Annotated in this window: 18 protein-coding genes; 6 read left to right on the top strand and 12 right to left on the bottom strand. The window is 72.1% G+C overall.

Annotated features, from left to right (window positions below; all coding sequences use genetic code 11):
• Positions 1-132: 132 nt before the first annotated feature.
• A complete protein-coding gene (locus ACWV17_RS08180; protein ID WP_455353888.1) occupies positions 133-333 on the top strand; it encodes a hypothetical protein in 201 nt (66 codons plus the stop codon).
• Positions 334-398: 65 nt separating this feature from the next.
• Here ACWV17_RS08180 and ACWV17_RS08175 read toward each other — a convergent pair whose 3' ends face one another.
• The 3 genes from ACWV17_RS08175 to ACWV17_RS08165 all read right to left on the bottom strand — a co-directional run bounded on the left by ACWV17_RS08175 (position 399) and on the right by ACWV17_RS08165 (position 4,666).
• Complete coding sequence (locus tag ACWV17_RS08175; RefSeq protein WP_455359114.1) at positions 399-3,419, bottom strand: BTAD domain-containing putative transcriptional regulator; 3,021 nt, start codon at positions 3,417-3,419, stop codon at positions 399-401.
• A 130-nt stretch (positions 3,420-3,549) separates the two neighbouring features.
• Entirely contained in the window at positions 3,550-4,071 is a 522-nt protein-coding gene (locus ACWV17_RS08170; protein ID WP_455359113.1) for a MarR family winged helix-turn-helix transcriptional regulator, read from the bottom strand.
• A gap of 136 nt (positions 4,072-4,207) precedes the next feature.
• Positions 4,208-4,666, bottom strand: coding sequence for a DUF5709 domain-containing protein (locus ACWV17_RS08165; RefSeq protein WP_455353886.1), 459 nt, complete (start codon positions 4,664-4,666; stop codon positions 4,208-4,210).
• Positions 4,667-4,991: 325 nt separating this feature from the next.
• Between ACWV17_RS08165 and ACWV17_RS08160 the strand changes: the two genes are divergently transcribed.
• Entirely contained in the window at positions 4,992-6,488 is a 1,497-nt protein-coding gene (locus ACWV17_RS08160; RefSeq protein ID WP_455359112.1) for a UDP-N-acetylmuramoyl-L-alanyl-D-glutamate--2,6-diaminopimelate ligase, read from the top strand.
• Between the two features lie 74 nt (positions 6,489-6,562).
• Here the strand turns inward: ACWV17_RS08160 and ACWV17_RS08155 are convergent, their stop codons facing one another.
• Positions 6,563-6,997 carry a subtilase-type protease inhibitor gene (locus tag ACWV17_RS08155; protein WP_455353884.1) on the bottom strand — a complete coding sequence of 145 codons (435 nt, stop codon included), beginning with the start codon at positions 6,995-6,997 and terminating at the stop codon, positions 6,563-6,565.
• 258 nt (positions 6,998-7,255) lie between these two features.
• Complete coding sequence (locus tag ACWV17_RS08150) at positions 7,256-8,644, bottom strand: NADP-dependent succinic semialdehyde dehydrogenase (RefSeq protein ID WP_455359111.1); 1,389 nt, start codon at positions 8,642-8,644, stop codon at positions 7,256-7,258.
• Between the two features lie 381 nt (positions 8,645-9,025).
• On the opposite strand from ACWV17_RS08150, the gene ACWV17_RS08145 reads away from it, so the two are divergent.
• On the top strand, positions 9,026-10,066 hold the full coding sequence (locus ACWV17_RS08145) for a PHP domain-containing protein (RefSeq protein ID WP_455359110.1): 1,041 nt from the start codon (positions 9,026-9,028) through the stop codon (positions 10,064-10,066).
• Here ACWV17_RS08145 and ACWV17_RS08140 read toward each other — a convergent pair.
• Positions 10,063-10,791, bottom strand: coding sequence for a VOC family protein (locus ACWV17_RS08140; protein ID WP_455353881.1), 729 nt, complete (start codon positions 10,789-10,791; stop codon positions 10,063-10,065). The two genes, ACWV17_RS08145 and ACWV17_RS08140, sit on opposite strands and share 4 nt — an antisense overlap.
• Before the next feature lie 246 nt (positions 10,792-11,037).
• Between ACWV17_RS08140 and ACWV17_RS08135 the strand changes: the two genes are divergently transcribed.
• Complete coding sequence (locus ACWV17_RS08135) at positions 11,038-12,063, top strand: NAD-dependent epimerase/dehydratase family protein (protein ID WP_455359109.1); 1,026 nt, start codon at positions 11,038-11,040, stop codon at positions 12,061-12,063.
• 23 nt (positions 12,064-12,086) lie between these two features.
• On the opposite strand, the gene ACWV17_RS08130 is transcribed toward ACWV17_RS08135, so the two are convergent.
• From ACWV17_RS08130 to ACWV17_RS08105, 6 genes are all read right to left on the bottom strand, one after another.
• A complete protein-coding gene (locus ACWV17_RS08130) occupies positions 12,087-13,118 on the bottom strand; it encodes a glutathione S-transferase family protein (RefSeq protein ID WP_455359108.1) in 1,032 nt (343 codons plus the stop codon).
• 114 nt (positions 13,119-13,232) lie between these two features.
• Positions 13,233-13,946, bottom strand: coding sequence for a DUF4287 domain-containing protein (locus ACWV17_RS08125; RefSeq protein WP_455359107.1), 714 nt, complete (start codon positions 13,944-13,946; stop codon positions 13,233-13,235).
• 193 nt (positions 13,947-14,139) lie between these two features.
• The gene (locus tag ACWV17_RS08120) at positions 14,140-14,832 is read right to left on the bottom strand and encodes a hypothetical protein (RefSeq protein ID WP_455359106.1); all 693 of its coding nucleotides are present in this window, start codon (positions 14,830-14,832) and stop codon (positions 14,140-14,142) included.
• Entirely contained in the window at positions 14,829-16,475 is a 1,647-nt protein-coding gene (locus ACWV17_RS08115; protein WP_455359105.1) for a protein kinase domain-containing protein, read from the bottom strand. The genes ACWV17_RS08120 and ACWV17_RS08115 overlap by 4 nt, the downstream gene beginning before the upstream one ends.
• Positions 16,476-16,588: 113 nt before the next feature.
• Entirely contained in the window at positions 16,589-17,830 is a 1,242-nt protein-coding gene (locus ACWV17_RS08110) for a Tm-1-like ATP-binding domain-containing protein (RefSeq protein ID WP_455359104.1), read from the bottom strand.
• A 50-nt stretch (positions 17,831-17,880) separates the two neighbouring features.
• Positions 17,881-18,348 (bottom strand): NUDIX domain-containing protein, encoded by a 468-nt coding sequence (locus tag ACWV17_RS08105; protein ID WP_455353874.1) that lies wholly within the window; start codon positions 18,346-18,348, stop codon positions 17,881-17,883.
• 62 nt (positions 18,349-18,410) lie between these two features.
• Between ACWV17_RS08105 and ACWV17_RS08100 the strand changes: the two genes are divergently transcribed.
• Both ACWV17_RS08100 and ACWV17_RS08095 read left to right on the top strand, forming a co-directional pair.
• The gene (locus ACWV17_RS08100) at positions 18,411-20,807 is read left to right on the top strand and encodes an FHA domain-containing protein (protein WP_455359103.1); all 2,397 of its coding nucleotides are present in this window, start codon (positions 18,411-18,413) and stop codon (positions 20,805-20,807) included.
• A gap of 9 nt (positions 20,808-20,816) precedes the next feature.
• On the top strand, positions 20,817-21,554 hold the full coding sequence (locus ACWV17_RS08095; protein ID WP_455359102.1) for a hypothetical protein: 738 nt from the start codon (positions 20,817-20,819) through the stop codon (positions 21,552-21,554).
• Positions 21,555-21,755: the final 201 nt, after the last annotated feature.

Raw genomic sequence — 21,755 nt, 5'->3', positions numbered from 1 at the left:
CGATATCGTGACGATTTCACGGGGGTCCCGGCGCATGAAATCGGAGGGACAAAGAATCAAAAGGAGGCGTCCCTACTGTTCCGTTCGTACCGCAGCAGCGGCAATGACGGTCCACCGAAGAGGGGATTCCAGATGCGCAGCACTCGTACGGCGAAGAGAGCGACCACGGCCTGCCTGGTCGTGCTTGCGGGTCTGTTCGTGGGAGCAGCCGGCGGACCGGGAACCTCCGCATACGCGACGACGGTTACGAACGCGGACGACATGCCGTGGGGTGTCGTCAAGCCGGCGGGCCCGCCCGCGGGCGGTCAGCAGGGGGACATGCCGTGGGGCTGATGCCCCGGCGCCCCACCCACACCACCCACACCAGCCACCCAGCCACGACGCGCCGCCAAGAGCGGTCAGCCCGGCAGGTCGGCCAGCAGTAGAGTCAACTCCTCCGCGGTGAAAGAACGTTGCGGCACATCGCCGCCGTCATTCCCGCACCCGCCGCCCTCGCCACGCACCGCGGCGAGCAGCCGCGCCACCCGCGCCCGCCAGGGCTGCGCCCCCACCTCGCCGAACGCGGCATGGGCCCGCCCGAACCTCTCCACCGCCGCCGCGCACCGGCCGCCGATCGCCTCCACACACCCGAGATCGGTCTCCACCCGGGCGTTCAGAAAACGGTCGGCCAGCTCCTCCGTGATCTCCAGGGCCTGCTGCAGCGTGCCCCCCGCCGCTGACAGCAGGCCCTGGCTCCACTGTGTCTGGCCCAGCCCGCGCAGCGCGTGGGCCTCGCCGACCCGGTCGCCCTCCTTGCGGGTGAGCTGGAGCACCTCCCGGAACGATTCCGCCGCCTCGTCCAGTTCCCCGGCCTGCAGCCGGACCTCGGCCAGCCGGTAGACGCCCTGTGCCTCGGCACGGACGGACCCGGTGCGCCGGCTCAGCGCCACGGCTTCGACGGCCAGCGGCAGAGCCCGCTCCACCTCGCCCCGGTCCAGTTCGATCTGGGCCAGGAAACCGAGCAGATGGGCTTCGTTCCCGGTGTCGCCGCACGCGTGGAAGCCGTCCAGCGCCGCCCGGCAGTACTCCAGTGCCCGGTCCCAGTCCCCCTGGAACCGGGCGCACATGGCCAGATTGCGCTGGGCCAGCGCCGCACCGGGCACGTCACCGGTGTCCCGCAGCAGCCGCAGCGCGGCGATGTTCCAGCCCTCGGCCTGCTCGTACCGCCGCTGGTAGATGGCGAGCGACCCCAGCAGCCGCAGCGTGACCGCCTCGCCCGGCCGGTCGCCGGTGCGCCGGGCCGAGCACAGGGCCAGTTCGGCGCAGCGCTGCCAGTCCTCCAGATAGTTCTTGGTCTCGAAGTGCGGTACGGCGCTCTCGGTCAGCCCCCAGGCGTACCGGGCCCGGCCGGTCTCCGCCGCATGCGCGACGACGTCCGTGATGGCCGCGCGCTCGGACTCGAACCAGTCCAGCGGCGCGCTCAGCAGCTCATCGGCCGGCCCCGGCAGGAAGTGCGGCGCGGGTGCCGGGGCGCGGCCGACCGGAAAGTCGCGCCCGTCCATCCGCCGGTGGGCCTCCTCGGCCAGCCACAGCCAGGCGGCGAAGGTGCGCTCCAGCGCCGCGTCGCACTCCTGCGCCGGCTCGTCCGCCTCCGCCCGCTCCCGGGCGAACAGCCGCAGCAGGTCCTGGAAGCGGTAGCGGGCGGCCCGGCCCGGCTCGGTGTCGACGGCCTCGAGCAGCTGCGCGTCGACGAGCTGGTCGATCAGCTCCTCCGCATGCCATACATCGGTGTCGAGCACCGCCGCGCCGGCCCAGGCGGCGAAGTCGGCGGTCCGCAGCAGCCCGAGCCGCCGGTACATCCGGGCCGTCTCCGGGGGAAGGTCCCGGTACGTGAGCCGGAAGCCCGCCCGCACCCCGCCCTCGCCGGGACTCAGTTCGTCCAGCCGCCGCCGCTGGTCCCGCAGGCGTTCCACCAGGTTCCGTACGCTCAGATTCGGCTTGGCGGCCAGCCGCGCGCCGGCGATCCGCAGCGCGAGCGGCAGGCAGTCGCAGAGCGCGCTCAGCTGTTCCACGGCCACCGGATCACTGCCGAACCGGTCGGCTCCGGCGATCTTCGTCAGCAGGGTGGTCGCCTCGGGCGGTGCCAGGACCCGCAGTCTGATCCGCAGCGTCGTGTAGTCGCCGGTCACGTCGTCGAGAGCCTCCCGGCTGGTGGCCAGCACCACACTGCGGCCACCGCCCGGGAGGAGCGGTCTGAGCTGGGCGAACGCGCGCACGTTGTCGAGGACGATCAGCGTTCTTCGGGTACTCAGCAGACTGCGGAACAGAGCGGCCCGCTCGTCCGGTTCCGCCGGGATCTGCGGGGCGGGCATCCCCAGCGCGCGCAGAAACCGGTCGAGTACGGCGGCCGGCGAGACCGGGGCGTGCTCCTCGTCGTAGCCGCGCAGGTCGGCGAAGAGCTGGCCGTCCGGGAACCGGTCCGCGGCCTGGCTCGCCCAGTGCACGGCCAGGGCGGTCTTGCCCACGCCGCCGACGCCGACCACGGTGGCCACCGCCGGCGCGTGCAGGTTGTAGGGCTCCTTCAGCAACCGGTCCAGAGCGGCCAGTTCCTCCTGTCGCCCGGTGAATCCCATGACATCGGCCGGCAGCTGGGCGGGGACGGTCTGCGGGGCCACCGGTCTGAGGGACCCGGCGTCCGGGGGCCGGGTCAGCTCGGGCGAGTCCTGGAGGATCAGGTCGTGCACCCGCTGCAGGCCGGGGCCCGGCTCGATGCCGAGCTCCTCGATGAGTAAGCGCCGGCCCTGCCGGAAGACGTCCAGGGCCTCGGCGCGCTGTCCCGACCGGTACAGCGCCAGCATCAGATGTTCACGCGACTGCTCCCGCAGCGGATGCTGCTGGACGAGTTCCGTGAGTTCCCCGGTCAGGGCGCGGTGCCGGCCGAGCTCCAGCATCAGCCCGGCCCGTTCCTCGATCAGGTCGAGCCGCATCTGCTCCAGGCGGGTGGCCTCCGCCTCGATCCGCTCCCCGGTCAGCTCGTCGAGCGCCGCCCCCCGCCACTGGTTCAGCGCCTCCTCCAGCAGGGCGCAGGCGTCCTCGGCCCGGCCGTGCCGGGCCGCGTTCCGGCCCCGCTCGGCCTCCGCCATGAACTCCATGACGTCGATACGGTGTTCCCCTCTGGCGAGCACATAGCCCGGGGGAGAGGTGAGCAGCAGATCGGTCACCCCCGCCAGCCGGAAGCTCTTGCGGAGCGTGGCGACACAGATCGCGATCTGATTGCGGGCGGTCGCGGGAGGGGATTCCGGCCAAACAGCGTCCACGAGGGTGTCGACCGACACGACCCGGTCCGCGGAAAGCAACAGCATCGCGAGAACGGTGGACTGGCGGCGGCCGTGAATGCGGAGCGGCCCTTCGCCGGTCTGGACCAACAGTGGTCCCAGCATTCTGAAGACGAACTGATTCAACAGACCCCCCGGCCCCGCAACCCTGCGTGAGGGCGGTAACGGTACAGCAAAGACGTGAACTTGATGAGGGCCAAATGCCCCAGTGCACAGGGGCGAATTCAAGCCGTCTTCATGCCGTCCGGGACGGGGAACGCGGCGGCGGAACATCAGTCTCACAAGCGAGGGAGCCCAGTGCCACAGAGAGCTCCCGCAGCAATGCGACGGCGCGGTGGAACTCCGCCTCGCCGCCGAGTTCCTCGCACAGGTGCTGTGCCAGACCGGCATGACCGGCGTCGATCTCGCGCATCGCCGCGACTCCGTCGGCGGTTGCGGTGAGCAACTTGGCCCGCCGGTGGGCCGGATTGTCCCGGTAGGCCGCGAGTCCCTGCCGTACCAGCAGATCGGCGATGCGCTGCACACTCTGCCGGGTGATGCCCAGCCCACGCGCGATGGCCGAGACGGACATCGGCTCGGCCGACACCACACCGAGTATCTGCCACCGCGCGGCGCTCAGGCCGGAGGGCAGCGTCAACTGGTCGAGGACGGCGGTGAATCTGCCGTTCAGCCGGAACACGGCCACGGCGGCCCGGCTGAACGCCTCGGCATCGCGCCGACCGCCACGGGTGTCCTTTCCGGACTTCGCGTTGCCCAAGGCTGCTCCTTCCCTCGGTACCGGGCGGCCCCAACTGGAGTTCGGCGAAAGGGCCGTTGACGGTAGGATTCTGCACGCTCCCGGTCCTCAAGGGGAGTTCCGCGTGCGCCTCTCGATCAGGAGAGCGCGGAAGCGATCACTCCTCGGACTCGGGGATCAGATGCATGGCCGCCTCCTCCGCCGAGGCGGGCCCGTCGATGCCGATGTCGTGTGCGATCAAGGATTTCTCCTCATGGGCATGCGCACCCTCGTCCGGGGCCACCAGCCGGCCGGCCCGCATCCCGCCGACCTCGTCGTCGATCAGCTCGCCGTCGGTGTCCCAGGTGTCGCCCAGGCCGTCCCCCTCGGGGACGGAGACCTCCTGCGCCTCCTGGGCCAGCCGCTCGTCGAGGGTCTGGCCCCGGTTCTGCTCGGACGCCGTGGTGCCCGCCTTGTCCACGGCCCAGGGCCGCTCGGGCGGGGAGTACCCGTTGTCACCGAGGATCTCCCGCGCGGGATCCTGGAGTGTGTCCTCGGCGTCCAGCAGCCCGGCATCGTCCTGCACCTCGGACCCGTCCGGCTGGTAGACGTCGTCGCCCATCGCGCTCTCGGTCATGGCTCCTCCTCTCCGCCTCCGCCCCTGTACTTCCAGTCTCCGTCCGGCTGCCGCCCCCGGCACCCGGCGGCGTCGTCCGGGGCCGCCGCCGGGCCGTACACTCCGAGGATGGGTTGCACACATGCGGTGGGGAAGTGCCTGGGACAGGCCCCTCACGCGCTGCGCCCGATCGCGCCGCCGGCCTCCTGCCGGGCGCTGCACGGCCACGGCTAGCGGTCTCCCGCCCGCCGTTTCCGGGGGCTCTGCCGCCCTCCACCCAGTCCACCCAGCCCGGGGATCTCCTTCCTCGCGGCATGTTCTGCCGCACCCTTCGAGAGGACCCCCTGTGAAGCTGAGCGACCTGCTGGCCGGGTACGACCATGAGGTACTCCACGGCGATCCGGAGACGAGGATCACCGCCGGAACCTGTTTCGACGCCCCTCGCGTGTCGCCGGGTTCGCTGTTCATCGCCGTGCCCGGCCACCGCGAGGGCGGGCCCGAGGCCGTCGGCCCGGCCGTCGCCCGTGGCGCGGCGGCGGTGCTCGTGGAAGGCGCCGACGGCGCGGCACCGGACCTCCCCGCCTCGGTGCGGGCAGCCGCCACCGGCCTCTGTGTCGTCCGGGTGCCGGACGCCCGGAAAGCGGCGGCGGTCGTCACCTCCCGGTACTACGGCGAGCCCGGCCGGGCGATGGACATGGTGGCCGTCACCGGCACCAACGGCAAGACCTCGGTGTCGTACATGCTCGAGTCGCTGCTCCGGATCGCCGAGGGCGCGAAGGTGGGCGTGATCGGGACGGCCGGCAGCCGGATCGGGGACGAGCTGATCCCCATGCCGAGGTCGGTCCTGACCACGCCGGAGTCGCCGGACTTCCAGTACCTGCTGGGACGCATGCGCGACCGGGAGGTCGCCACCGTGGTCCTGGAGGCCACCTCCATGGGGCTGCTGACCCACCGGGTGGACCAGGCGTTCATCGACATCGGCATCTTCACCAACCTCACCCAGGACCATCTGGACGACCACGGCACCATGGAGAACTACCGGGACGCCAAGCTCCGCCTGTTCCAGGGCCTCTGCCGGCGCGCGGTGGTCAACGCCGACGACGCGACGGGCGCCTCGATCCCGGCGATGATGCCGGGCGAGGTGACGACGTACGCGCTGGACGCCGAGGCCGACTACCGGGCGACCGACCTGCTCATGACGGCGGTCGGCACCCGATTCCTGCTCCACCACGGCGGACGCACCTATCCCGCGTCGATTCCCGTACCCGGGCGGTTCTCGGTGGCCAACGCGCTGGCCACGCTGGCGGCCTGCCATCTGCTGGGCCACGATCTCGAAGGCCTCGTCGCGGCCCTCGACCGGATGCCCCCGGTCCCGGGCCGGTTCGAACGCTTCGAGACGCCGGGGGAGACCTCGGTGATCGTCGACTACGCGCACTCCCCGGACTCCCTCGACAAGGTGCTGAGCGCCATCCGCGACTTCGCCCCGGCCCGGGTCATCACCGTCTTCGGCTGCGGCGGCGACCGGGATGTCACCAAGCGGGCGCGCATGGGCGAGATCGCCGGGACGTACTCCGACCTCTGCGTCCTCACCTCCGACAACCCCCGCAACGAGGACCCCGAGGGGATCCTGGACCAGATCGCCCCCGGTCTCACCAGCACCGGCACCCGTTTCGAGCGGATCGCCGACCGCCGCTCGGCGATCGCGTTCGCGCTGTCCGCCGCCGAGCGGTACGACATCGTCCTCATCGCGGGGAAGGGCAGTGAGCCGTACCAGATCGTCGGCGAGCAACTGCTCCCCTTCAGCGACATGGCGACGGTGCGGGACCTCACCGCCACGCCGTAGCACGCCACCGCGCCCCGGTACCGAACGACCGGGGCGCGGTGACGGCGCCTGATCGGCGCCGGATCAGTACCGGATCAGAAGCTGAACACCGTTCCGCTTCCGCCGTCCATGGCGCACGGGTTGCCGAAGGTGTGGACGTACGAGAGGCGCCGGCCCTCCCACACGCCGTCCGCGGTCACCGTCACCGGGTCCCACTCCTTGGTACAGGTGGCATGGGAGCCCGGCGTGGTGATGGCGTCGAACCGGGCATCGTTGGCGCTCAGTTCGGCGCAGGCACCGGCCGGGTCGGGGTGCGTGCCGCTCGGGGCGGGCGCGCAGCTGAGGGTCACCGCACGCTGCACCGTTCCGCTGTCGGGGTCGGCGCCCTCGGTGATGGTGAGCACCAGGGCGGACGGCGCGTACAGGCTGTCCGCTCCGGCTTGCGTGGCGCCGGCCGTGCCGGCACCGGGCAGCACGGTGAGCGCCAGGGCGGCGGCTGCGAGCGTCAGACTCCTTGCGGTGTACCGCATTTCGAACACTCCTCGGGGTCGAAGTTTCGGAAATCGGACGCGAGTCTTGCCCACGCGGATGAAGGTCACTTCACTCTACGGCGAGATCCGGTCACCACACGTGATGCCTTGTGTGCAGGTTGTGGCCGCAGGGGTGCCGCTGACCTGCGGGGCAAATGTCACGGCAATCGGCTGAAGAAAGACGTAGCGCGTGGTTTATCGATCGAATTTAAGGCTGATAAATCCTTGAACCATTGATTGTTAGGCGGCGGGCGGTTTTCAGCCGTGCCACACCGTCGTGGTATTGCAGAACTCCCGGATCCCGTGACCCGACAGTTCCCGCCCGTAGCCGGACCGCTTGACGCCGCCGAACGGGAAGGCGGGGTGCGATGCCGTCATCCCGTTGAAGAACACCCCGCCCGCCTCCAGGTCCCGTACGAACCGCCGCACCTCGGTGTCGTCACGGGTCCACACATTCGAACTCAGCCCGAACGGGGAGTCGTTGGCGACCTCCACGGCCTCGTCGATGCCGGCCACCCGGTAGAGCGTGGCCACCGGCCCGAACGCCTCCTCGTGATGGATGCGCATGCCGGGCGTGATGCCGGCCAGCACCGTGGGGGAGTAGAACCAGCCACGGTCCCGGTCCTTCGGGCGCCCGCCCCCGCACAGCGCCGTCGCGCCCTTGCGTACGGCGTCCTCCACCAGCTCCTCGACATCCGCGCGGCCCTGCTCGCTCGCCAGCGGGCCGACGTCGGTGCCCTCGGCCATCGGGTCGCCCACCGTCAGCGCCGCCATCCGCGCGGTGAAACGGTCGGCGAACGCGTCGTAGACGTCCGTGTGGACGATGAAGCGCTTCGCGGCGATGCACGACTGCCCGTTGTTCTGCACCCGGGCCTTCACGGCGGTCGCGGCGGCCTTCTCGATGTCGGCCGACGGCATCACCACGAACGGGTCGCTGCCTCCCAGCTCCAGCACCGTTTTCTTGACCTCGTCACCGGCGATCGACGCCACCGAGCGGCCGGCCGGCTCGCTGCCGGTGAGCGTCGCCGCGGCCACCCGGTCGTCACGCAGGATCGCCTCGATCGCGCCGGCCCCCACCAGCAGCGTCTGGAAGCACCCCTCGGGAAAGCCCGCCCGGCGGAACAGGTCACCCAGATACAGGGCGGTCTGCGGCACGTTCGACGCGTGCTTGAGCAGCCCGACGTTGCCGGCCATCAGTGCGGGCGCGGCGAACCGTACCACCTGCCACAGCGGGAAGTTCCACGGCATCACCGCGAGCACCACGCCGAGCGGCCGGAAGCGCACCCGCGCTCCGGACGCGCCCGAGTCCTGTACGTCGTCGTCGGAGGGGTACTCGTCCTCCAGCAGAGCCTCGGCGTGCTCGGCGTACCAGCGCATCGCCTTCACGCACTTCGCCGCCTCGGCGCGTGCGGCGGCGATCGGCTTGCCCATCTCGGTGGTCATCGTGCGGGCGATGGCCTCCTGGTCGGCCTCCAGGAGCGCGGCGGCCGCGTTCAGCAGCCGCGCCCGCTCGGCGAAACTTGTCGTGCGGTACCGCCGGAACGCGGCCGCGGCAGTGGCGAGCCGACGCTCGATCTCCTCGGCGGTCAGCGCGTCGAACGTCCTGAGCGTCTCCCCGTTCACGGGATTCACCGTGGCGATGGGCATGGGTGGCTCCTCCTTGGGCTCGCCTCACCGACCTTGCCGCGCCCCGGTCGCTCCCGCAACGCGGGATGCGGGGGTGCGGCGCGTCGCGGAGACTGGGGCCTGTCCGGCGGATCAGGGCCGGATAGGACGCGGCGTCTGGTGCACTGCGCTTCGCTCCGTCTCCGCTCTTTTCCAGGCCCTTGGATGCGGAGCTGCATCGCAAGGCGCCGGAGTGCCCTAATAGCGGAGCTATTCGGGCATTTCGGCAACGCGGCGAGGTGCCGTGCCTGGGGGCACCTCCCAGCGGTAGCTGGGGGAGCGTCGTGGCCCCGGCCATGATCCGCCGGACAGGCCCCAGGGCCTGTCCGGGCGGGAAGCCGCCCTGAGGCGAAGGAGCCGCGCATGCAGCCGGTGGAGGCACTGGACCGGATCGCCTTCCTCCTGGAGCGTTCCCAGGCGGAGACCTACCGGGTGCGCGCCTTCCGCAACGCCGCCGCGGCGCTGGAGGGCCTGACGGTGGACGAGGTACGGCGGCGGGCCGAGGCCGGCACGCTGGAGAAGGCCAAGGGCATCGGGCCCAAGACCGCGCGGGTGGTGGAAGAGGCGCTGACCGGCGAGGTCCCCGGGTATCTGCGGCGGCTGGAGGAAGAGGCGGCGGAGCCGCTGGCCGAGGGCGGCGAACGGCTGCGCGCCGCGCTGCGCGGCGACTGCCATCTGCACTCGGACTGGTCGGACGGCGGCAGCCCCATCGAGGAGATGGGCCGGGCGGCCGCCGCGCTGGGGCACGACTGGGCCGTACTCACCGACCACTCGCCCAGCCTGACGGTCGCGCGCGGGCTGACGGCCGAGCGGCTGCGGGAGCAACTGGACCTCGTGGAGCGGCTCAACCGGGAGTGGGCGCCGTTCCGCCTGCTCACCGGCATCGAGTGCGACATCCTGCTGGACGGCTCGCTCGATCAGGACCCGGAGCTGCTGGAGCGGCTGGACGTCGTGGTCGCCTCCGTCCACTCCAAGCTGCGCATGGACTCCGCGGCGATGACCCGCCGGATGATCAAGGCGGTGGAGAACCCGCTGACCGATGTGCTGGGCCACTGCACCGGCCGGCTGCTCGCGGGCCGGCAGCGGCCCGAATCGGAGTTCGACGCGGAGCGGGTGTTCGCCGCATGCGCGGAGCACGGCACGGCGGTGGAGATCAACAGCCGCCCCGAGCGGCGGGACCCGCCCCGGCGGATGATCCGCCAGGCGCTGGCGGCGGGCGCGTACTTCACGGTCGACACGGACGCGCACGCGCCCGGCCAGCTCGACTGGCAGATCATCGGATGCGCCCGAGCCGAGGACTGCGAGGTGCCGGCGGAGCGGGTGGTGAACACCTGGACGGCCGACCAAGTACTGGAGTGGACCCGCACCGGCCGACCGCCCGGGTCCGGTCCGGACCGGGGCTAGTTGTCCGCCGCCACCGTGAACAGTCCGCCGTCCGGATCACGCAGGGTGACCCGGCCCGCCGCGGCGTCGGCCTCCGGCGTGGTGGCGACACCGCCGCCCAGGCGCTTCGCCGCGGCGACGGCGGCCTCGACATCGGCCACCAGGAAGTACACGTGCCATCGCGGACGGACATGGGGGTCGGGGGCCGCCTCCACGCCGCCGCTGCTGAGCTTCGCCACTATCCGGTCGTCCTGCCGCAGCACGACATGGTCGTCCTCGTAGTCGACCTGGCAGCAGCCCGGGCGGTCACCGGCCCAGCCCAGGACCTCGCCGTAGAAGATCGCCGCGTCGAAGGCGTCCCGGGTGCGCAGCTCGATCCACGCCGGGGAGCTGCCCCGGGCCACCGACCAGTCGGGCAGCACATCGCCCTCCCAGAAGCCGAACACCGCTCCGTCACGGTCCGCGCCGAGCGCGGCGCGGCCGGTGCCGAAGGCCAGGGGGCCCACCGCGACCGTGCCCATCCGCTCCCTGATGCGCGCGGCGGTCTCGTCCGCGTTGTCCACGGCGAAGTACGGCGTCCAGGACACCGCGATCCGCAGGGCGTGGGCCAGCGCTCCCATGCCGGCGATGGGTACCCCGTCGCGCATGGCGATGGAGAACTCCTTGCCCAGCCGCGACGCCGGGCGGAACGTCCAGCCCAGGACCGCGCCGTAGAAGTCCTGCGCGGCTGCGAGGTCTCGGGTCATGAGGCTGACCCAGCATGGCGCTCCATAGACCGCATGACTTGAGGTCATGCCAGACTCGCCTCACTCTTGTGTGCTCAGGGCTGGTGTGCTCAGCGGTCTCACAAGCATTTCGGATTCCACCCTGCACCGCACCACACGACCCCGCAACGTAGGACCGGTCCGGACCGGCCCGGGTCCGCGGTGGACGGTGCCTCCCGCGTGACGGGATACTGGGGGACAGGGGGCCTCCCAGGAGGGAGCTCACCCATGGGCTCTTCGTCCGGCAAGCGGATCGTCGTCACCGGTGCCACCGGCAACTGCGGCACCAGCGTGGTACAGGCGCTCGGTGCGGATCCGTCCATCGCGTCCATCCTCGGCATCGCGCGCAGGATCCCCGCCTGGTCGCCCGCGAAGACGGAGTGGGCGGCCGCGGATCTGTCACTCGATCCCGGGCTGGAGGGGTACTTCGAAGGCGCTGACGCCGTCATCCACCTGGCCTGGAAGTTCCAGCCGACGCACGACCCGGCGGTGACCTGGCGTACGAACGTGCTCGGCAGCGTCCGGGTGTTCCAGGCCGTCGCGGCCGCCGGCGTCCCCGTGCTCGTCCACGCGTCATCGGTCGGGGCGTACTCGCCGGGGCCCAAGGACCGGGCGGTGGACGAGAGCTGGCCCACGCACGGCTGGCCGGAGGCGGGGTACTGCGTCGAGAAGGCGTATCTGGAAAGGACCCTGGACGCCTTCGAGCCACGCCATCCCGGCATCCGGGTGGTGCGGATGCGGCCCGGCTTCATGTTCAAGAAGGAGTCGGCGAGCGAACAGCGCCGCATCTTCGCCGGGCGCTTCATACCGGGCGCCCTGCTGCGACCGGGTCTGCTGCCCGCCGTGCCGGGCATCGCGGGCCTGCGGTTCCAGGCCCTGCACACCGACGACGCGGCGCAGGCCTACCGGCTCGTGCTGGAACGGGAGGTCAGCGGCGCCTTCAACCTGGCGGCCGAGCCGCCTGTCGACGTGAAGGTACTGGCCCGGCTGCTCGACGCTCGGGTGCTGCGGGTGCCCCGTACGGTGGCGCGCTCGATCCTGTCCGCGGCCTGGGGGATGCACCTCGTCCCGGCATCGCCGCAGCTCTTCGACGCGGTGCTGCACCTGCCGCTGATGGACTGGGGGCGGGCCGAGGCCGAACTCGGATGGCGCGCCTCGCGTACGTCCGTCGAGGCGATCGAGGAGTTCCTCCTCGGGCTGCGGGAGGGCAGCGGAATGGACACCGAGCCGCTGGTCGGTCACAAGGTCGGCTGACGGCGCGCGGGAGGGCGGGGGCGTCAGGCCGCCGCCGCGGCGCGGCCCTCGCGCGGGACCGCTTCGGCGGCCGGCGGCGGGCCGGGCGGCGTTCCGTCGCCGAACGGGCGTCCGCCGAGCTGCTCACGGTGGTGCGGCGTGAGCCAGCCGGAGAGATCCGGTCCGCGCGGCACGATCCGGGTGGGGTTGATGCCGGTGTGCACCTGGTAGTAGTGCCGCTTGATGTGGTCGAAGTTCACGGTGTCGCCGAAGCCGGGCGTCTGGAACAGGTCCCGGGCGTAAGCCCACAGCACCGGGTCCTCGCTGATCTTGTTGCGGTTGCACTTGAAGTGGCCGTGGTAGACCGCGTCGAAGCGGACCAGCGTGGTGAACAGCCTGATGTCGGCCTCGGTGATGGTGTCGCCCACCAGGTAGCGCTGCCCGGCCAGGCGCTGCGCCAGCAGGTCGAGCCGGGCGAAGAGCGTGTTGTACGCCTCGTCGTAGGCGGCCTGCCGAGAGGCGAAGCCCGCACGGTAGACCCCGTTGTTGACATCGCGGAAGACGCCCTCCATGACGTCGTCGATCTCGTCCCGCAGCCGCTCCGGGTACAGATCGGGAGCGCCGTCGCGGTGCAGGGCGGTCCATTCGGTCGCGAAGTCGAGCGTGATCCGCTGGAAGTCGTTGGTCACCAGCCTGCGGCTCGCGATGTCGACGATCGCCGGCACACTCACGCCGCCCGGATAGTCCTTCTCGCGGTGGTCGTAGGCCTCGCCGAGAAACCGGAGGCCGAGAACCGGATCCCTGCCGTCCGGGTCCAGGGTGAAGCGCCAGCTCCGCTCGTCCTGGATCGGGTCGGCGATCGCCAGGGAGATCGCGGGCTCCAGGCCGAGCAGCCGGCGGGAGATCTGCGACCGGTTCGCCCACGGGCACGCGCGGCTCACGACCAGCCGGTACCGGCCCGGCCCCACCGGCCAGCCGTCCCGTCCGTCGGCGGTGATCCGGTCCGCGAAATGGCTGGCCGAGCGGGTGAACTCGGTCTTTCCGTACTCCTCGTTGCGGTGTGCGGCGCTGTCCACGGCAAGCGCTCCTTCCTGCTCCCGTGTACGTACTGCCCGGTGTGCGTACGCGTCTACGCCTGCCCGCGCGCCGCGCGTCCATGTGCCGCCGCGCACGCACACCGCCGAGGGCGATCAGGCTTCGAGCAGCTCCTTCAGCGCGGCGAGGCGCTCGCGCCAGTACACCTTCATCCGGGCCGCCGCGTCCGCGTCGGTCAGCTTCTCGTGCTGGACGCCGACCAGGGCCTTCGCCTCGCCCTTGACCGTGAAGGCCGCCACCAGGCGGGTCGAGCCGTCCTCCCAGTCGGCCCGGAACGACTTGGGGGCGGTGGCCGTACGCACCTCCAGCCGCGCGCCGGGCAGCCACCGCTCGCGCAGGTCCGCGTCCGCGAACGCCTCGAAGAGGCGGTCGACGGAGACGGCGACGGTCTTGCTGGCGCCTGCCGAGAAGTACCCGTCGGACTTCTGGCCCGGCGCCCGCATGCCCCTGGCCTGCTCGTACGCGACGGTGACGCTCTGCGCCCACCAGCCGTCGACGCCGTGCTCCTCGACGAGCCAGCGGGCGATCTCGGTGTGGGTGTGGCCGGTGCCGCCCCAGGTGTCGAGGAGGGCGAACCACTCGTCCCCGCTGCGCCCGGTCCGCTCGCGCACCGCCGCGTCGGGCAGCCGCAGTGCCCTGACCCCGGAGGCCGCAGGTGCCGCCTGCTCGGGCCCGGCGGCCTGCGAGGCCGCCTGCTCCGGCTCGGCGCCGGCCTTGTCGAGCAGCCGGCGGCGCGCGGTCGTGTAGCTCTCGCCGGTCTTGTCCATACGGGTGCGTACGCGCGTCTTGAAGGACTTCTGCCTGGTCATCACATGCTCCCTGTCAACGGCGCGACCGCAGGACTCACGCTCCCGTCGGCCCCGCCGGATGGGGCATGCAACCGGCGTCCCGAGAACACGAGCTCCCTTTGCCCCCACGACGCCGGTGGCGTGAGCACCGGAAGGGGGGTGGGGCGCGGGACGGCGCCACCGTCAGCGTACCCCGGCCTCAGCGGCCCCCGCCTCAGGGGCAGCGGTACGTGAATCCGGTGGCGGCGGTGTGCCGGGTGGGCGACGTGATCAGCAGCTCGGCCCGGGCCCGGTACTCGCCGCGTCCGTGGAACGTCCACAGCAGGTGCAGGCGTGCCTCGTGCTGCCCGCGCGCGACACGTTCGCGCAGCTCCCCGGACGTGGTGCCGTCGCTGCGCAGCCAGCGGTACGTCAGCGTGCCCGGACGCCCGTCGGTCCGCACCACCGCCGTGATGTTGGCGGCCGCGTCGCATGCCGGGCCCTGCGGGGCGGTCTGTACGGTCACGCTCCGCACCGCGAGCCCCGGCCCGTACCGCTGCCAGGCGAGGAACCCGAGGACCCCCAGCAGGACCACGGTGGCCAGCGCGTAACGGCGCAGCCCGGCGAACCGCCGGGTGCGGCGCCCAGGGGGCGGCGGAGTCCGTCCCGGCAGGGTGCCGTGCCAGACGGTGGCGGTGCTGTCGCGGCCGCCGTGATGGTGCGCGGCGGCCGTCACCCCGGGGCCGAAACGGAGAACCGAGCCCTCCACCCGGTCGGGGGCGGCCTCGGGCCGCTGGATCCAGTGACTGGCCAGCACGGTCGCGCTGTACTCGTCGTCGCTGTACTCGCCGTCGCCGTACGCGTCGTCGAAGACTGGTCCGTGTTCGGGTTCCGGTCCCTGGGCGAAGGGGATGCGCGGATCGTTCATTGAACCGTGCACCGCCTGGTCAGGATCTGCTGCTGCGAACCGCCGCCCGCGGCGGCCGGATCGCTGTCCGCGCGGACGCTCCAGTAGCACCCCCGGCCCTGGAACGTGTGGTCGAGGGTGAGCGTGTACTGCGTGGCGCCGCTGCGCTCGAAGGTCTGCGCGGGGCCGTCCGGGCTGCCCGGCTCCCCCTTGGTGTCGCCGGTGGCCCAGCCCACGGTGATCGTCAGCGGGCCCGTCCCGTCCGTGCTGATCTCGACGGTGGCGGCCGCGGTCGCGGTACCCGTCTGCCGCAGCGAGGTGACGGCGAGGGACGTGACCCGCACCGGCGGTGGGGCGGACGTGACCGGCGGGTCGGTGACGGGAGGCGGCGGGGTGGTGGGCGGGTCGACCGGGGGCGGCGCGGGCGTCTCCGGTCCGGGCGCCGGGCCGTCCGGAGGAGAGGCGGATTCGGTGGGGCCGGCGGCAGTTTCGGAGGGCCCGGCGGATCCGGCCGGCGACGGGCTCGCCGTCGGCCCCGCCGTCACCGGGCCGGCCGACGTCGGGCCGGGCTCGGCCCGGGCGCTCTCCGGCCGGGCGCTGGTGGTGGCGACGGCCTGGGCCGTCGAAGGCCCGGGCTCGTCGCCGGTCGCCTGTGCGGAGATCGCCAGCACCATGCCCAGGACCAGTGCGAGGGCGCCGGCCAGCAGACCCGGCCGGCCCGGCCACAGTCCGCCGAGACGGTGCCCGCGGCCCAGGGACGTGGTGGCCACGGCGGTCGTGCCGGCCGGCGGGGCGCCTGCCGAGGGGAACAGCAGGGGCACCAGCGCGGCGAGCGCAGCGAGCTTGCGCTGTCCCCGCTCCTCCCAGTCCGGTCCGTACGCCGCCCCGGCCAGTTCCTCCAGCTCCGCCACGAAGGCCGCGGCGTTCGCGGGCCGCTCCTCGGGAGTCTTGGCCAGCCCGCGCCGGATCAGCGGACGGACCGGCTCCGGAGCCTCTTCCTCCGGAACCGGTGCGCCGATGTGCTGCAGGGCCAGCTCGGCGAAGTTCTCACCGGAGAACGGCTTGCGGCCGGTCAGGCACTCGAAGAACGTCGCCGTCGCGGCGTACACATCGGCGGACGGCGAGGCCGGCTCCCCGCTCCACTGCTCGGGTGCCATGTACGCGGGAGTGCCCGCCACCCCCGGCGTGGTGCCCCGGCCGGCGGCGATGCCGAAGTCGACCAGTTTGGACGAACCGTCTGCCGCCACCAGGACGTTCTCGGGCTTGTAGTCCCGGTGCACGACTCCGGCGCGGTGCGCGGCGGCCAGCCCCAGCAAGGACCCCTTCAGTACGACGAGCGCCGGTTCGGGATCGGTACGGCCCTCCCGCGACAGCAGTGCGCGCAGAGCGATGCCGTCCACCAGTTCCATGACGATGGCCGCGCCGGCCGGCGCCTCGACGTACTCGTACAGCCGCACCACATGCGGTGTGTCCAGCCCTCCGAGCAGTTGCGCCTCGGCCCGGAACTCCCGTACGAAGGCCGCGTCGTGCCGCATCCGCTCGCTGAGGTACTTGACCGCGACCGGAATTCCGGTCGCGTCGTGGACGGCGAGGACGACGCGTCCGCTGCCGCCGGATCCGAGCTCTCTGGTCTCCGTGTATCCGGGGACCGACCATGTGTTCATCTCGCCCCCCAAGCGCACTCGCTGTCCCCACCACAGACACATTTCCGCCACGACCGGTTCCCGTCAACGCCGCGTGTTCGGCAACCGGTTCGGCGACGAGTTCGGCGATCGGTTCAGCGAGTCCTGATCATCCGGTGCAGCCGCTCCGCCGCCGCACGTCCGAAGGCCGGGTCGTTGAGGTGCGTGTCGAAGTCGACGACGTCCGCCGCGCTGCCCCGCAAGCCCTCCCGCAGGGCCGTGAACAGCGCGTGGTCGGGGACCGGATCGTGGTACGGACCTCCCGGCGCGCCGAGGGTGGACAGCCCGCGCAGGGGAACGTGCACCGCCGTCGGCCCCGTGGCCTCCCGCAACTTGGCGGCGATACCGCGGCCCAGCTCGGCGCATTCCTCCGCTGTCGTACGGATGACGGTGATGGACGGGTTGTGCACCCGGACATCCCGGTCGCGGAATCGCTCCGGAAGGGTGTCCGGCGGCCCGAACTTGACCATGTCCAGCGCACCCAGGCTCACCACCTGCGGAACTCCCCTGCGCCCGGCGGCGCCGAGCCGGTCCGGACCGGCGGAGAGGATGCCGCCCACCAGCTCGTCGGCCAGTTCGCACAGCGTCAGGTCCAGCACGCCGGCGAACAGCCCCTGTCCGGCCAGCGACTCCAGGGTCCGTCCTCCGGCCCCGCTGGCATGGAACACCAGTACCTCATAGCCGAGTTCGGTCAGCCGCTCCCGGGCCGCGTCGACTCCGGGCGTCGTCACCCCTGCCATGCTGGCCGCCACCAGCGGCCTGCCGCCCGCTGCGAGATCGGCCGGCCGCAGCGCCCGCGAGGCCGCGGCGAAGCCCTTCGCCATCCCGGCGATCGCGTCCGCCGCGTTGGCGAGCACCGGCGCCGAGACACTGTTGATCCCGGCGATGTCGACCACGCTGTACATCAGGGTGATGTCGGCGGAGCCGACATACGCCGAGACGTCGCCCGCCGCCATCGAGGACACCATCAGCTTCGGAACACCGAGCGGCAGCGCGCGCATCGCCCGGGTCGCGATCGACGTACCACCGCTGCCGCCGATGGCCAGTACGCCGTGCAGCCGGTGCTCGGCGTGCAGCCGCAGGACGGTCTCCGCCGCGCCGCGGGCCATGACCGTCACGGCCGCGCCGCGGTCACCGTCGGCCCGTAACCGCGTCAGGTCGGCGCCCGCCGCGCGGGCCACCTCCGCGCGGGGGATGTCGGCGGGTATCCGGGGCTCGCCGATGACACCGGCATCGACCACCACCACCTCCACGCCGGCGCTCAGCAGCCGCTCCCGCAGCCAGCCGTACTCCACACCCTTGGTGTCCAGCGTTCCCACCAGCGCCACGATCGCCATGACTCGTAATGTCCGGGGGATTGAGCCGCCCCACAAGAGTGCCTGTCGCGCTACCTGACGCCCTCCAGGTGTGCCGCCAGCCGGTCGAGGAAGGCCGCCTGCGCCGCCACGAGTTTCGCCCGGGCCCGCTCGATGCCGAACCAGCCGACCCGGTCGACCTCCGGGAACACCCTCATCACACCGGAGTCCTTGGGCCATTCCATGGTGAACGTCCCCGGCTCGGCCAGGTCCGGATCGAGGTCCGCCTCCACGGCCCACACCGTGACGACCTTGCCGCCCGTCTGCCGTACCTCCCCGAGGGGCACGTACTCGCCCTCCGGCGGCGGCAGCCCGAGCTCCTCCGTGAACTCCCGCCGGGCGGCGTCCCGTGGCTCCTCCTCGGGGGTGTACTCGCCCTTGGGGACCGACCAGGCTCCGGCGTCGCGCCGTTCCCAGAACGGACCGCCCATGTGGGCGAGGAGTACCTCGGTACCCGCGTCCGCCCTGCGGAACAGCAGAAGTCCCGCACTGCGTCTCATGGCCACACCTCCCACTCTTCGCCCATCAGGCGCGTTCCAGGGGCAAAAGCTACGATATTGCCATGGGAGATCGGCCCGTGGCGCCGACCGCGCCCGAGCTCGTCCTCGAGACCGAGGGCGGCTCGACGGTGATGAGCCCGAGCCGCGTCTATCACGTCGGGCGCGACCCACAGAGCGAGGTCGTCATCGACGACGCACGCGTGTCCTGGCACCACGCGGTGCTGCGGCCGGACGCCGACCACTGGACGCTCCGGGACGAGCACAGCACCAACGGAACGTACACGGACGACGGCCGGCGGATCGAGGAATGGGGCGTCGGCCCCGGCAGCGTCATCAGGTTCGGCAACCCGGCCGACGGCCCGCGCGCGGTACTCGTCGGACTGCGCCCGCCGGAACCGGAACCCGAACCCGGATTCACCCCCACGTCCGAAACCGAAGCCCGGCCGCGTCCGCCGGCGGCGCCCCCGGCCTCCGCGGCGTCCACCAGCACGTTCCGCCGGCCGACGTCCGTACGCCCGCTGCCGACCCGGACCATCCGTATCGGACGCGGCACCGACAACGACCTGGTCATCGACGATCTGGTGGTATCGCGCCGGCACGCCGAGCTGGTGGCCCATCTCGACGGTACGTACGAGATCGTCGACCTCGGCAGTCACAACGGCACCTTCCTCAATGGCGCCACGGTCGACCGTGCCCGCGTCGGCCCCGGCGACATCGTCGGCATCGGCCACTCCGCCTTCTGCCTCGTCGGCGACCAGCTCCAGGAGTACGTCGACATCGGCGAGGTGCAACTCGACGTCCAGGAGCTCACGGTCACCGTCGACCGAGGCCGCAAGACCCTCCTTGACCATGTCTCCTTCCCCGTCGGCGAGAAGTGCCTGCTGGCCGTCGTCGGACCCAGCGGCGCCGGGAAGTCCACGCTGCTGAACGCGCTGACCGGGCTGCGGCCCGCCGAGCGGGGCGCCGTTCTCTACGACGGCCGCGACCTGTACCGCGATTACGCCGAGCTGCGCCAGCGCATCGGCCTGGTACCGCAGGACGACATCCTCCATTCCCAGCTGACGGTGCGAAAAGCCCTGTCGTACGCCGCCGAGCTGCGCTTCCCCCAGGACACCGCCAGCGCGGAACGCCGCGCCCGGGTCGAGGAGGTCATCGGCGAACTGGGCCTGGAACAGCGGGCGGAACAGCCGGTCCACAGTCTCTCCGGCGGCCAGCGCAAGCGCGTGAGCGTGGCCCTGGAGCTGCTCACCAAGCCGTCCCTCCTCTTCCTGGACGAGCCGACCTCCGGTCTCGACCCCGGAATGGACCGCTCGGTGATGCACATGCTGCGCGGGCTCGCGGACGACGGCCGTACGGTCATCGTCGTCACACACAGCGTGCTGAGCCTCAGTGTGTGCGACCGGCTCCTGGTCCTCGCGCCGGGCGGCCGGATCGCCTACTACGGGCCGCCCGACGACGCCCTCGCGTTCTTCGGCTTCGAGCAGTGGCCGGAGGCGTTCGAGGCCTTCGAGAACGACCGCGACCGCGACTGGGCGGGGGAGTACCGGGACTCCCCCTTCCACCGCCAGTACATCGGGCACTCCACCGCCCGGCCGCCTCTGCCGCGCGAGGGCGGAGCAGACCACGTCGCGCGGCCCCCCAAGGCCCAGTCCTGGGGAGCGCAACTGAGCACGCTGGTCCGGCGGTACACGGCCGCGCTGAGCGCCGACCGGACCTTCCTGGTCATCATGCTCGCGTTGCCGTTCATCATGGGCGCGATGACCCGGGCCCTGGCCGGTTCGAAGCTGGGCCTGGAGTCCGCGATGGACGCCCTGCTCATCCTGTGCGTGGGCGGCGTGTTCACCGGCGCCGCCAACGCCGTCCGCGAGCTGGTCAAGGAACGGGTCATCTACCAGCGCGAACGCGCCGTCGGACTGTCCAGATCCGCGTACCTGATGTCCAAGGTGGTGGTGCTGGGCGCGATCACCGTCGTCCAGGCCGTCGTCCTGACCCTGGTGGGCCTCGTCGGCGTCGACCTGAGCGCCCCCGGCGGCAAAGGCGTGCTCATGCCGCCGCTGCTCGAAATCACCCTCGTCGTGGCGCTGGTGTCGTTCACCGCGATGATGCTCGGCCTGCTCGTGTCCGCCCTGGTGCGGAAGGAGGAGGTCACCATGCCGCTGCTGGTCCTCATCGCCATCGTCCAGATCGTGTTCTGTGGTGCGCTGCTCAAGCTGCACGGCGTGTTCGGGATTGAGCAGCTGGCCTGGTTGATCCCCGCACGGTGGGCGTTCGGGGCGATGTCGGGCACCGTGGACATCGCTCGAATCGTGCCGGGAAAGCTGACGACGGACCCGCTGTTCGAGCACTCCGCAGATGTGTGGCTGCTCGCCATGGGGATGCTGGTGGCGCTCTCGGTCGTCTTCGGCTTCTGCGTCATGAGACTGCTGCGCCGCCACGAGCCCGCGGTCATGCGGAAGTAGGCGGCGGACATGACCACGGAAGATTTCGCCCCGACCCATGTGGTGCCCAGGGAAGGGCTGCCCGCGTGGGAGGCGCCCGACGTCTCCCGGCCGACCGAACCGCTCGACCCGTTCCTGCCCGTGCGGCTGCTCGACCGGCGCGGTGACTGGGGGCAGATCCTGTGCGCAAACGGCTGGTCGGCCTGGGTCGACGGCCGGCTGCTCGTCGCGGTACCGGAGCCGCCGCCCGCGGCCGGCCAGCCACTCGCCCGGACGGCGGACCCGCGTCCGCTGCTGGCCCGGGTGGAGGAGTCGCTGGCCCGCTACCGCAGTGCGGCGAGTGACCTGGCGGACGGCCGGGCGGACGGCGAGACGTTCCGGCGGCGAACGGTGGGCCTGCGCGCCGGGATGGTCGTCGACGGCGAGGCGGTCTGGCTGTACGACGCCGAGCACGAGCGCTGGGTGTACTGCGACGGCCGGCACCTCAGTACGTACGCGGCATCGACACCGCGGCGCACGGCCGAGCCGGCGACGAGCGGGTACGGGCAGCCGGCCCCCGCGCCTGAGCCGGCCACCGACGGGTACGGGCAGCCGCCCCCCGGGCCCGAGCCGGCCACCAGCGGGATCGAGCCACCCGGGCCGTCGGCGAGGCCCGCGGCGGCCACCCGGGTGAACTCCGACGGCCCTCCGCCGGCCGGCCACCGGCCTCCCGAGGCCTTCGGCCCGGACCGGGAAGCGGATCGCGAGCCGCCGGACACCTCCTACTAGGGTCTGTCCGGCGGATCAGGGCCGGATAGGACGCGGCGTCTGGTGCACTGCGCTTCGCTCCGTCTCCGCTCTTTTCCAGGCCCTTGGATGCGGAGCTGCATCGCAAGGCGCCGGAGTGCCCTAATAGCGGAGCTATTCGGGCATTTCGGCAACGCGGCGAGGTGCCGTGCCTGGGGGCACCTCCCTGGGGGCACCCCCGGA

It is taken from the genome of Streptomyces mabaensis (assembly GCF_053763515.1).
This window is presented reverse-complemented; position numbering and strand designations above follow the sequence as displayed.

What these genes read in the sequence shown, in the direction of transcription:
- ACWV17_RS08135 (WP_455359109.1), top strand. Translation starts at nt 11,038, where the DNA reads ATGGGCTCTTCGTCCGGCAAGCGGATCGTCGTCACCGGTGCCACCGGC.
- ACWV17_RS08105 (WP_455353874.1), bottom strand. Translation starts at nt 18,348, where the DNA reads ATGAGACGCAGTGCGGGACTTCTGCTGTTCCGCAGGGCGGACGCGGGT.
- ACWV17_RS08115 (WP_455359105.1), bottom strand. Translation starts at nt 16,475, where the DNA reads ATGAACACATGGTCGGTCCCCGGATACACGGAGACCAGAGAGCTCGGA.
- ACWV17_RS08165 (WP_455353886.1), bottom strand. Translation starts at nt 4,666, where the DNA reads ATGACCGAGAGCGCGATGGGCGACGACGTCTACCAGCCGGACGGGTCC.
- ACWV17_RS08100 (WP_455359103.1), top strand. Translation starts at nt 18,411, where the DNA reads ATGGGAGATCGGCCCGTGGCGCCGACCGCGCCCGAGCTCGTCCTCGAG.
- ACWV17_RS08150 (WP_455359111.1), bottom strand. Translation starts at nt 8,644, where the DNA reads ATGCCCATCGCCACGGTGAATCCCGTGAACGGGGAGACGCTCAGGACG.
- ACWV17_RS08095 (WP_455359102.1), top strand. Translation starts at nt 20,817, where the DNA reads ATGACCACGGAAGATTTCGCCCCGACCCATGTGGTGCCCAGGGAAGGG.
- ACWV17_RS08180 (WP_455353888.1), top strand. Translation starts at nt 133, where the DNA reads ATGCGCAGCACTCGTACGGCGAAGAGAGCGACCACGGCCTGCCTGGTC.
- ACWV17_RS08140 (WP_455353881.1), bottom strand. Translation starts at nt 10,791, where the DNA reads ATGACCCGAGACCTCGCAGCCGCGCAGGACTTCTACGGCGCGGTCCTG.
- ACWV17_RS08120 (WP_455359106.1), bottom strand. Translation starts at nt 14,832, where the DNA reads ATGAACGATCCGCGCATCCCCTTCGCCCAGGGACCGGAACCCGAACAC.
- ACWV17_RS08145 (WP_455359110.1), top strand. Translation starts at nt 9,026, where the DNA reads ATGCAGCCGGTGGAGGCACTGGACCGGATCGCCTTCCTCCTGGAGCGT.
- ACWV17_RS08175 (WP_455359114.1), bottom strand. Translation starts at nt 3,419, where the DNA reads ATGCTGGGACCACTGTTGGTCCAGACCGGCGAAGGGCCGCTCCGCATT.
- ACWV17_RS08110 (WP_455359104.1), bottom strand. Translation starts at nt 17,830, where the DNA reads ATGGCGATCGTGGCGCTGGTGGGAACGCTGGACACCAAGGGTGTGGAG.
- ACWV17_RS08155 (WP_455353884.1), bottom strand. Translation starts at nt 6,997, where the DNA reads ATGCGGTACACCGCAAGGAGTCTGACGCTCGCAGCCGCCGCCCTGGCG.
- ACWV17_RS08125 (WP_455359107.1), bottom strand. Translation starts at nt 13,946, where the DNA reads ATGACCAGGCAGAAGTCCTTCAAGACGCGCGTACGCACCCGTATGGAC.